This window comes from Flavobacterium sp. GQ95, assembly GCF_059758655.1.
Map to the genome: position 1 here is coordinate 52858 of NZ_JCAXEB010000018.1, position 12686 is coordinate 65543.

General features: G+C 35.1%; 5 protein-coding genes. All 5 read right to left on the reverse strand.

The window, feature by feature from the left end; genetic code table 11:
- Positions 1-182: 182 nt before the first annotated feature.
- The 5 genes from AC6CH4_RS23850 to AC6CH4_RS23870 all read right to left on the reverse strand — a co-directional run bounded on the left by AC6CH4_RS23850 (position 183) and on the right by AC6CH4_RS23870 (position 12606).
- Complete coding sequence (locus AC6CH4_RS23850) at positions 183-2168, reverse strand: RagB/SusD family nutrient uptake outer membrane protein (RefSeq protein ID WP_498107467.1); 1986 nt, start codon at positions 2166-2168, stop codon at positions 183-185.
- A 13-nt stretch (positions 2169-2181) separates the two neighbouring features.
- The gene (locus AC6CH4_RS23855) at positions 2182-5508 is read right to left on the reverse strand and encodes a SusC/RagA family TonB-linked outer membrane protein (protein WP_498107469.1); all 3327 of its coding nucleotides are present in this window, start codon (positions 5506-5508) and stop codon (positions 2182-2184) included.
- A gap of 534 nt (positions 5509-6042) precedes the next feature.
- Positions 6043-7200 (reverse strand): glycoside hydrolase family 88/105 protein, encoded by a 1158-nt coding sequence (locus AC6CH4_RS23860; RefSeq protein WP_498107471.1) that lies wholly within the window; start codon positions 7198-7200, stop codon positions 6043-6045.
- Between the two features lie 24 nt (positions 7201-7224).
- Complete coding sequence (locus tag AC6CH4_RS23865) at positions 7225-8469, reverse strand: DUF2264 domain-containing protein (RefSeq protein ID WP_498107473.1); 1245 nt, start codon at positions 8467-8469, stop codon at positions 7225-7227.
- Between the two features lie 39 nt (positions 8470-8508).
- Positions 8509-12606: a hybrid sensor histidine kinase/response regulator transcription factor gene (locus AC6CH4_RS23870; RefSeq protein ID WP_498107476.1), complete on the reverse strand. Its 4098-nt coding sequence runs from the start codon at positions 12604-12606 to the stop codon at positions 8509-8511.
- Positions 12607-12686: the final 80 nt, after the last annotated feature.

A 12686-nucleotide genomic window follows, 5' to 3' on the forward strand; every position in this document is an offset into this window, starting at 1 on the left:
ACTACCAGTATTATCCCTTATAACCAAATCAGGGATAATACTTAGTCATCAACACACACTTATAAAAACTACTAATTAAGAAGTTGGAAGTTTTAAATCTTTATGAATGTATCTTCATCTGCAGTAAAAGAAAACAATTCAAATACTGCAGATGAAGATATTTTTTTTAACTGTGCAGCTAATTAAATCTGGCTTTCATCTGCAACAGCATCCTGCCATTTATCCCAAACCTTAACGTTAGGATCGTAACCATCATAACCAAAGTTCTGACTTAATTTACCTTTAATATTAGCCGTTATAGCACTGTTTGGAATAGGCCAGTAGTTATTACGTTTGTCCATAGTATAAAACTTAGTACCGTTTGGAACAACAATTCCACTTGGATATTTGTTGTAAAGGGTATAATGAGAAATACGCTGGTACCAATAACTACCTCCGGCTGCATCTGTTCCGGATTGTTTATCCCAATTGGTTTTATTGTAAGTCTGACCCCACTCATCTGGTTTTCCACTCAGAGCGAGACAGTGCGAAATACGTTTTAACTCTGCATTTCTCCATTCTTCCAGATAAAGTTCCCTTCCTCTTTCTGCACAGATATCACCAATAGTTACCTGCCCGTACATTTGAGAAGCTCCGGCTCTGGTTCTGATAACATTCACATCCTGAGTTGCTCCACCTACATTACCCTGATAAAAACGTGCTTCTGCTCTTAGCAAATAAGTTTCAGCTAAACGATATAAATACCAATGCGCTTTACTTCCTGTACTAGCTCCCTGAAAATCAGTTGCATTTGGATTAGTTTCATTTACAACATCATGCAAATAGATTTTATATAACGGAAAATCAAACCATTCACGAAGGGTATCTTTTGACAAAAAAGTGGTACCATTTTTTAATCTGAAATTTTGTTGGTAGAACGCAGAACTCTTATCACTGTATTTAAGATCTTCCATATTTACCCAGTTACCAACTGCGCTATTATGTCTAAGATCCTGTTTATCCTCGATTCCGTTTACAACCCACATTGGATGTTGTGAATAATAGGAAGCGCTAATAGTTGCAATACCACGTCCTAATGCTCTTGCATAATCATATTTAGCCTGATAATTAGCAGTATTGTTTGAGGCAAAACGATTTGCTGCTTGTTTACCATCAGGAGTGGTAAGGGTACCCGAATTCCAGTTTGGACCAAAAATTCTCATTGAGGCAAATGGTAAAAATGATTGTACTCCACCATTCGGCATAACCAATATGGCTTCTCTGTTACCAGCAATAACCTTATTTTCAGGTCTGTGTAAATCCCAGATTACATTTCTGTTTATTGCCCATGTTGTTGGATTTCCTCCTGGATCAAAAGTTCCAAAAGAACCCTGCATTAAAGAATAGCCAGATTGATTAATCAGTAAATCTGCCTGTGTTTCTGCATCTTTAAATCTTCCGGAAGCCAGGTAACACTTAATCAATAACTGACGGCATGCACCTTTGTTCACTACACCTACATAAGGTAGTTTTGACTGATCCGGTACCCATTCTACAGCCTTTTCCATATCTGCCGTAATCATTTCAATGATAGCTTCTTTTTTAGTAGAATAATAACTCTGCTTTGGAACCTCCAAAATTTTTGTAATTAACGGAATATCTCCAAATTGATACACCAGATTAAGATAACGGTATGCTCTGTGAAAATAAGCCTGACCTATATATTTACGTTTAACTTCTTCCGTTAAACTTGTCACATTATCAATGTATGTCAAAATGGTATTAGCATGTTTAATACCGGCATAAGCTTCAACCCAGTAAAATCCAAGATAAAAATCATCATTTGTTGCTGTTTTAAAGCTTCCGGTAGGTACTATAGTGTTAGCAAAATCAGAGATAGTACTGCTATTATCCGTTTTTCCATATTTTGCCATATCAGAAAAAACGTATTCCGTACCGATAGGCACGCTATTACTTGCAGCATTATAATGAATATAATTATTACGCAATTGTTTATCGGCACTTGCTAAAACTGCCTGTAATCCAGATTCTGTAGAAAATGTAGTTTCTGGTTCGTAAAACGAAAGTGGATCCGGCTCCATAAAATCCTCTGAACAAGAAACCAAAAGAGCGGAAGCCACTACTAAAGGTGCAAGTATTAAAATTTTATTTTTTATATATCTTTTCATTGTTGAATAATTTTTAAAGTGAAACGTTAAATCCTAAATTAAACATTCGTGTAGCCAGCCCGCCTGTTTCCGGGTCTCCATAATATTTCCATTCCCCAGAAGCAGACCATGTTGCTGCGTTCTGAACCGAAGCATAAATTTTGAAATTTCTAACATGTAAACGATCTATAAGATCTTTAGGAAGCGAATAGGCCAACGAAATATTGTCTAAACGAATAAAACTACGATCGTATAATTTTGCTGTTCCGGCTCCTGCAGGACCTCTTGCATCAAGACGTGCCCAGTCATTGGTTGGGTTGTCAACTGTCCAATACGGATTTACAAACGGATTGTAGTTGTTTGTATACAAACTACCATCATTATACGTATTCATATAACGTCCGTCAAGCGATTTGTGTCCCATGTAGGAATACATGTTAATTGCCAGATTCCAATTTTTATATTTAAATTCATTACGAAGCGACCAGTTGATTGGCGGTGCTGTCTGGCCTAAAAATTGTCTGTCTTTTTCATTATAAGTTGGTTTTCCGTTCACATCGTCAGCAGTGTAGCTGTTTTCAACTTTTGGGTCACCAGGACGCTGTCCGTATTTTGCCGCTTCCTGCCACTCATCCTTTTGCCAAATTCCTGTTATTTTATAATCCCAGATTTGAGAAATAGGTTTACCAATAAACCATCCATTGGTTTTGTCATCTGCCTCTTTTGTTCCGATCACATTCCCATTGGCATCCTTAATATCTTCCATATTACCATACAATGCATTAATGGTGTTCTTATTGTATGAAAAAGCAACCATAGTAGTCCATTCAAAATTTGGATTTTTTATATTTAAAGTAGTAAGACTTATTTCAATACCTTTATTTTCAACCTCACCCAGATTGGTCGCAATTGATGTAAATCCAGTAAAATCAGGCAGACGCTGACTCATGATCATATCATTAGTAACCGATCTGTAAATATCGATTGTACTAGTAATTCTGTCATTTAAGAAACCAAGGTCAAGACCAATATTTGTTGCAGTTGTTTTTTCCCATTGAAGATTAGGATTTGCCATACGATCAATTCCTAAATATTTCATATCAACAATGTTTCCTGAAGCATCGATATATCCCATTGTTGCTCCGGTACCTGAACTCAAGTTTGCCAAAGCTAAGTATGGATCAGCAAGCGATCTGTTTCCGTTTTTTCCCCATGACAAACGTAATTTACCTGTACTTAAAGGATCCCAATGGAACCAGCTTTCCTGATTAAAGTTCCATCCCAAGGCAACAGAAGGAAAAGTGGCGTAAGGGTACGAAGCTCCAAATGCTGAATATCCATCGCGACGTACAGTTCCTGTTATCATGTAACGATTATCAAACGAATAAAATAATCTAGCCATTAATGCATCGGCTGTTTGATGTGTATCTGTACTGGAAAATGTACTATTTAAAAGGGTTGCATTAGCAATATTGTGAAAACCTAAGGCGTCTGAAGGCTGAATATTACGTGCATAAACAATATCCGACCATGTTTTAAGATCTTCAGCTTCCTGAACAAAAGTTGCGATGATATGGTGTTTCTCATTAAATGTATGGTCCCATGCTATTGTATTGTTCAAATTCCATGTAAATTTTTTACCATTACCTCTATCTACTCCTATGTTAACAGGATTCCAGTTTTTATTGCCTGCTGACTGAAAATAACGATTGTAAAAGAATTCGTAACGCGGTGAAGCATTAAATGAATACGTAATACCTAAAGGTAAAGTTATCTTTGTATTGAAAATGGTATTCAATACCGTATACCCTTTTTCAAGCTCCATATACTGGCGATCATAGTAATAATTATAGCCTCCAATTGTTGGTCCCATTGGTTGTCTCGCAAAATCACCATTCGCCTCTTTAAAGTTAGAGAACGGGCTGTTTCTTAACATATTTGCATCCCAATAATTAGTACCCGTACCAACAGATATATCTCCATCTGAACGATCCTGAAAATTAACGTTTGCTCCAAATTCAAGCCAGCTTGTAATTTTAGCATCCACTTTCATATTCGCACGAACTGCAGAATAATCATTACCCTGAATAGCTCCTTCTGACGTTAAATACCCCAAAGACATATAATAATTTACTTTATCACTTGCTCCGGAAACACTTAAATTATTGTCGTGATTTATTCCTGTTCTAAAAGTGCTATCGTACCAATTATGTGTTTTTCCTTCTGTAAAATTCTTTAAAAGTGAGGCATCTGTAATACCCAAACGCAGTCCCCATACTTCATTCAGGCTTTTCCCCTGTATTTGCGCAGCTGGCTGATAAGCTAACCATTGCGCCTGAGATATGCCATACTGATCTAATTGATTAGGGTTTGAAAAATACCCAACCTGACCAACACGAGCTGCAATATAAGGCTCGTATTGCCCCGTTGTTGTATTTGGACCATACGTTTTAGCAACTTCCCAATCTTCACGATATTTTATATACCCCTCTGAAGAATATACATCTCGATAAGCGCTTTCATTGACAATCGTCGTGTTTGTAGTAACATTAATGATAGGCTTGCCTGTTTTTCCTTTTTTTGTTGAAATAACAATAACCCCTGCTGCCGCTTTAGATCCATAAACAGCTGTTGCAGATGCATCTTTTAAGACATCTATCTGGCCAACATCATCAGGATTAATTTCTGAAAGCTCACCGTAGAATTGCATTCCGTCTAAAATAATAAGCGGTGAATTATGATTGGCGCCATCAGGATTGTAAACAGAAGTCTGCCCACGAATCTGCAAAGAACCTCCCCCTTTTGCATCGGCTGAATAGCCAACTTTTAGACCAGGAACACCTCGCAATAAATCCTGAACAGTCTGTGGATTTTGATTAGCCAAAGCTTCCGGTTTAACCTGAACAATTGCGCCCGTTAAATCCTTTTTCTTCATTTTACCATATCCCACAACTACCACTTCATCTAAAGAAGCAGCACTTTCTTCTAATTCTATGATAATATTCGTTTTGCCATTTACAGGTACTTCCTTGGTTACATAACCAACAAATGATACTACTAATATTGAATTCTCATCTCCTGCGAGCGTAAATTTTCCGTCAAAATCTGTTACAGTTCCTTTTTTTGTACCTTTTATCGCAACTGAGGCGCCCGGAAGCGGAATCCCCTTGTGATCTTTAACCTGCCCTGTTATGCTGGTTTGTAGCTGTACTTTTTCTGCCCCTTTTGTACTGGTAGAAGTACCAGTGTATGCATGTACCTGAGATAATGAAACCAATACGCAAAGTATTGTAAGTTTCTTTTTTAAATCAAATCCAGATGCATAATCAGGAGTCTTAATCTTCCTAATAAAGTTTGTCATGTTGGTTGTAATTTTTTTGGTTAATTGATTAGTTTAAGTTCGCAAAATATTGCTACAGCAAGTAAATAAGTGTGTTTTTTACAATTTTATTTTTCAAATTTTTTTAAACACTTATTAAGAATACGTTAACATATAGTTTGCAATGCAAATCTAACGTAAGACTAAGAAGTAAAAGGGGGTAATTACGACATTATAAAAGGGGTAAATCCGCATTTTTCTATTTATTCTGCGTTATTTTTATAATTATGATAAAAAAACTATATTTAAAATACACTATGCTTAATTATTTAAGAACTAATTAAGACCTCCTAAAATACTATACTACATTACCATTCAGCAAAAATTAAACACAATTATAATCGTACTTTATAAATTGATTCGATAAAATGCTCTAAAACAATTGTGTATTTATGTGAACTTTCATTACCTCAAAACGATATCATTTGATACGAAAAAGCAATAAAACCAAACTTGTATAAATGCAAAGAGGCAGTCTAAAATGACTGCCTCTTTGCACGATAAAAAAGAATAAAATTATTTAGTATAGCGATACACCTCTACAGCAGCTAATAAAAAAGCACCTACACCAAAATCAGACGTAGAATTTTTATCTACTACTTGTCCCGGAATGGCTTTTTCGCCTATCGGCTGTATATATCCAACTGTACCATCTGCCTGAAGAGCAAATGTTGTCAAGTAATTCCATGACTTTGTTGCTACTGGCAAATAAGTTTTTTTGTCTAGAATTCCATTGTTAATTCCCCACATAAAGCCATAGGTAAAAAATGCTGTACCGCTGGTTTCCGGTCCCGGTGCATGTTCAGGATCCAAAATACTTCTTGTCCAGTACCCTTCTTTTTGTTGGGCAGCTGCAAGCGCTTTAGCCATTTCCTTAAAACGGCTGATGTATTCATTTCTGTGTTTAGCCGTTTTTGGCAAATCCTGAATAATTTTGGCATAACCGGCAAAAATCCAACCATCTCCCCTCGCCCAAAAATCCTTCTTGCCATTTGCACTTTTATGCTTTGGATAGATATATTTTGCATCACGAAAATATAGTTTTGCTTCATCATCGTACATGATACTATTGGCATACGTTAAATAAGAATGCAATTTCTCTAAATACATTTCGTTACCAGTCACGTTGTACAACTTTGTCATCACCGGCATTACCATATATAATCCATCTACCCACCACCAATAGTCATTAGCTGCGGTACTCATTTGATACTCCATAACTTCGCGGGCACGTGCAATTTTTTGCGGATCATTCTTGCCTGTAAAATTGTATAAATCTATATAGGTTTGAAAACAAATCTGCCAGTCTCCAAACAGCACATGTTTATCATTCTCACCGTAATTGTATTTCCATTCTGATTTGTCATTGGATTTGGCGCCCATCCATTGATTTTTTTCGGCCCAAGCCAATGAATAATCCAAATACTTTTTGTTTTGGGTTACCTTATAAGCTTCCATATTTCCGGTATGATAGGCCGCAACATTCCAAAAAGCATTTCCCAATTCCGGATGCGAATTTTGCCAATGATTATTTACTTTGTCAATAATTGCAATAACTTCCTGCTTAGATTCTTTTATTGCAGTTCCCTGCTTTACGGCACTGCTTTTACAGCCTACAGCTGTAAGCGAAACAAAAGTTATTACTATAAAAAATGAGTTCTTAAAATTCATCATTATATTTTTAGATTAGATGTTTAATTATTTTGATGCATGGTCAATTGGAATCTCTTGTCCGGACCAAATTTTCTTTTGTGTCCAGGGCTGATAGGCATCACTCCAAAATGAATCAGTTGATGGCAAACCAAGTACTAAAAATGCTTCTGCACACAAATACAAACTTCCGGTTGAGATATAACCTTCCCCAATATTAGGCTGATGTCCATATAATCCTATTTGAAGCCAACCGTTTTTATCGAAAGTTCCCGGTACATTAATTTGATTAAAAATCATAGTATACAAGGCTGACCGAACCTGAGCCGGAGCGACTTCTTTTGGCAATTCTTTCCAGAGTGCTATTTGAGATAACAATTGAAAAGCGCCAAAACGATAGGCCAAAGATCTTCCGATAGGCGGATAAGTTCCGTCAGGAGAAATTAATCTTTCCTGAATGGCTGCATAGCGTCTGGCTCTGTTTAACTCTGTGGTATAATCCGTTTTGTAGTCGTTATTTTTTTCTTTAAGTACGTTTAATATATCCAGTTGCATCGGATGAATCACGAAACTATTATAATAATCCCAATGAAAGTCAGGGCCGTCACCATAAGTTCCGTCACCTAAATACCATTTTTTATGTTCTTCTAAAGCATAATTCAGACGATTATTATCTGGATCTTTATCGAATTTAATTATTGCTGCTTCGATCATACCTGCAAAAAGAAGCCAATTGCTGTGATAAGGTTCAATTTTTCTGGATGATTTTAATGCTTTGATTACATTCTCTTTTGTACTTGCATCCAGCGGTTCCCAAAGTTGCTTTGGAGCACGAAGCAGCGCCTGGGCAAAAAAGGCAGCATCAACTAAAGGTTGTTTATCATTTACAAAATTCATAAAATCCGGAGCATTTGGATCAGTTGCATTATGAATGCATTTTTGAGCCAAATCAATGTAATTTGCCCTTAATTTCCCTTCGGAGGTCTCGTCTTTACCTAATTCTAACCAAGGCGCCATTCCTGAAAGCAATCGCCCAAAAGCCTCCAAATAAGTCACATGAGTTCTGTCATCCCAGGCACCTGGTGATTTTTCTACAGGCATTAGCTGTTTGAGCTGATTTTTACTTAATGCATTCAAAACAGGATCTCCAATTTTAACTAAAGAAGACACAAAAAATTCCCGAACCTTTTCCGGTGAATCTTTTTGAAGTTTTTTTGATTGTGATTGTATGCTATAAATAGCCGTAAAAAAAACAAACCCCAATAAAACAGCTTTTTTAAAATAATTATTCATACGTTTTTTTCTTAATTTTTTCTTCTTCTAAGCTTATAATCAGGTTGATTTCCAAAAACTTTCGTTTAATATATATTTATTATCCTTGACGTTTTGGTACTTCTTTTTAAACTCAGAAGGATTTAGATTATAAAATTGCTGAAAGTGTTTTCTGAAATATTTAATATCACCAAAACCTGCAATTGACGCAGCCTGGCTTATTTGTAGATCTGTCGTAATGAGCAATGTTGCTACTTTTCGTAATCGGACATTTCGGGTGAATTCAGAAACCGATTTACCGGTAATTTTTTTAATTTTTTTATAAACTAAAGAATAACTCATTCCTAAGTGAAATGCCAAATCATGTACATTGAAATTTTCTACATCTAAATTGGCATCAATTACTTCTACGATTTTTTCAATAAGTTTTTTATCCTCATCAGATAACTTTAGACTTGCCTCTTTTTTCGTAACTGAATTTAGCAGATAGTTCTGTTCACTGTCGCGTCGGGTTAATATTCCGCTGATTCGGGCTAGTAAATACTCGTTGTCAAATGGTTTTGTAATATAATCATCGGCTCCTACCTCAGCACCTTTAAGTTTTACATCTTCCGAAGTTCCTCCCGTGAGTAATATTACAGGAATATGCTTTAATTCTTCATCCGATTTAATATGTTTACAAAAGGCCACCCCATTCATTTCTCCCATTACAACATCAGAAATAATCAAATCGGGCTGTACTTTTTTAATTATGGTTAAAGCTGTTTCTGCATTTTCAGCCAGCGTAACATGGTATTTTGGGGTTAATATTCGTTTTAAATAATTTCTTATTTGGGCATTATCATCTACAACTAAAATACTTTTGGCATCTTTAATTAAATCGTTGCCATTTTCAGGTTCATTAATTGTCTGCAATACATTTTCCTGTATTATTGTATCCTCTAAAGCTTCTTCTAAAAACAAGGTTCTGTCGTTTAAGTCTTCACGGATTTCTATATCTCCAAAATGTTCTTTCCCCAGTGGCAATCTAACCTCAAATATTGCTCCTCCATTTTTATTATCCTGACAGCTTACCTCTCCATGATGTTGGGTAACAAACTGTTTTACCAAATAAAGTCCAATACCAAATCCTTTGCGGTTGTTTTTTATGTTATTATTTGACTGATAAAACAAATTAAATATTTTGTCTTTATCGGCATCCAAAACACCTTCTCCATTATCAATAACTTTTATAATAACTTCAGAATCTGTGCATCGTAAATTGACGGCAACTTTTCCATTCTCTTTCTCGGTAAATTTTAAGGCATTCGCAATCAGATTAAACAAAGCCATTTCTATTTTTTCCCGATCGACATAAACCAATAGTCTTTCTTCAGAGATACTAAAACTGTAATCTATTTTTTTTGTTTTTGCATGATGTACAAAACAGCTAAAAACCTCTTTGGCCAGTTCTACAATATCAATTTGTCCTATTTTAAGTTTTCCGGTCTCTGTTTCTGTTTTTCTAAAAAGAAGCAACTGATCTACCAGACTCAATAATCTTCTGGAATTGCTGTAAACCATTTCAATAGCACCCGGGTCTATTTGCTGGTCGGTTCCATAAATTATATCTTTTAAAGGATTAATAATCATTGTTAAAGGCGACCTGAACTCATGAGAAATATTAGTAAAAAAAGTTATTTTTTTCTCATTCAGCTCCTTCTCCTGCTTTGCCAAATTCTGCGAAAGCTGTACTTCGTATTTTAATTTCTCCTGCTCACGTTGGTATTTGTCGACCATATAAATAATAAAACCCAATGTGAGAAAATAGATAAAATAAGCCAAACCAGTTCTATACCATGGCGGTAATATCGTAATAGGCAATGAAATAGATTTGGTACTCCAGACTCCTTCAGCATTAGTAGATTTAATTTTTAGCACATAATCCCCTTCTGTTATTCTGGAATAATTGGCACTTCTGACATTGTCAACATAATGCCATTGTGAATCCCATCCTTCTAAAAAATAAGCATAAGATATTTTTTCTGGCAAACTGTATTCTAAAGCTGCAAAATCAATATTTAGCATTGATTCATCATAGGGTAATTTTAATTTATCAATTCCAAAAGAAGTCAAATGAGATTGGTCATAAATCTTATTATTTACTTTTATAGAAGTTATTACCAGCTTTGGAAAGTCATGAATTTGACTATTAATTTTCGTATCGATAATATTAAAGCCTTTAATTCCGCCAAAAACGATTTCACCTGTTGATAGTTTGAGAGCCGCATTGTAATTAAACTGATTACTCTGAAGTCCGTCAGCATCATGGTAACTTGTAATTTTTCCGCTATTTGCGTTATAAGTAAATATTCCGTTATAAGTACTGCCCCAAAAAGCACCCTGATTGTCCTTAACAATGTTTAAAACCGAATTATTTGGAAGCCCATTTCGCTGCGTCAGGATTTTTTTTGTTGAAGTTTGGGGATTAAAAATCATCAGGCCTCCTCCTTCGGTACCGGCAAGTATTTTTGTTTTAGAAATAGAAATAACAGACCGCACAGGATATTTTACATCAATCTCTTTCTTTTTCATTGTTTTCGGATTGAACTGAAACAATTTTGTGAAATTTCCTATCCAAAGATTCCCATCTTCATCTTCTGTAATCGAAATAATTCCTCTGATTTTTGCATCAACAAAATCGAATTGATCACTCGTTCTATTATAGCGATACAGTCCCTCATCATCTGGAGAACTGGCCCATAAAACATTATCTTTGCCACGAAACAGTACCCATATATTTTTTTGAAATAAATTGTATTTTGGATTAAAAAAACTGTATTTTTTAAAATTATGGGTCTGAGAATTAAACAGACAAACGCCGCCTCCATAAGTAGCAAACCAGGTTCCTTTATTATCCTTTACAATTGCTGAGACAAAATTATTAGAGATTGAATTCGGGTTATTTGAATTATAAGAGTAATTTGTAAATGTATTATTCTTTTTATTCCACAAACTGGCACCTGCTCCGTCTGTTCCTATCCATAGATGTTCGCTATCCTGCTCAGATAAGGAAAGAATAAAATCACTAGGCAAAGTATTTTTTATTTTTTCATTTTTTGAAATTGTAATAAAAGGGCTTTTTCTTTCTTCAATCTTATTCACTCCTCCTCTTAAAGTCCCAATCCAAACCCTGTTTTCATTATCTAAAAACAACGATGAAATGGCATTACTATTAAGTTTTTCTTCATCTGAAGTTGCATTAAATAAAGAAAAGGTATCTGAAGCATAATTGTATTTAACTATTCCATTACCATTTGTAGCAATCCAAAGTTCTTTTTTATCGGGTTTACACATTAAATCAGAAATGGGATACTGAATTTCCTGATTCGTATAATTACGGTATGTTCTATTTAGTATATTGTATTTCAACAAACCTCCTTCAATCCCTACCCAAACATTCGAAAATTTGTCACATAAAATAATATCCCCATTAACAAAATCAGAAAAAACAACAATAAGTTTCCTTGCTGCTGTGTCCATGGTTACAAGACCTGCTCCCTGAACAAAACACCACAATTTACCCGTTTTGTCAAAATCCATTCCCTGAACATGGTAATCCCACCGCAATTTCCCTTTTACATAAAGTGGTACCTGAATGATTTTTTCCTGATTATCTGCACAATAAAGCAAACCCTGGCCTGCGGTGCCGATGTACATATTTGATTTATAATCTATAATTTTATTCACTACAAAATCTATCGGCTCACTTTTAGAAGTTTTAGCATTTAAATAATACTTTGTGTTAAACCGATTGCTCAAATAATTATAAACACTTATTCCGCCTTTTGTACCAATCCAAATCTCATTTTTGGTTCCACAAATAGTTACAACCCTGTTATTATTTAACGAATTGAGATCGTTAGGTTCATTTCTAAAGTTCAAAAAATTATATCCATCATACCTGCTTATTCCGTCATAAGTACCAAACCACATTAAGCCTCTTTTGTCTTTATAAACAGAAGTTACAGCATTATTAGCAAGTCCGTTTTTGATGCCGATGTAACCAATGCTATATTTTTCCTGCCCAAATTTTGAAACAGACGATTCTGCTACCGACTGTGGTGTAGACGGAGAACAAACGAAAAGCATTAAAAATAATAAGATTCTATTTTTCAAAATATATTGTCCCTGAATTAAGTATAAAATTTTTCAATAAATTAATTCTTAAAAATCAGAAAAACCTATGACTAAATATC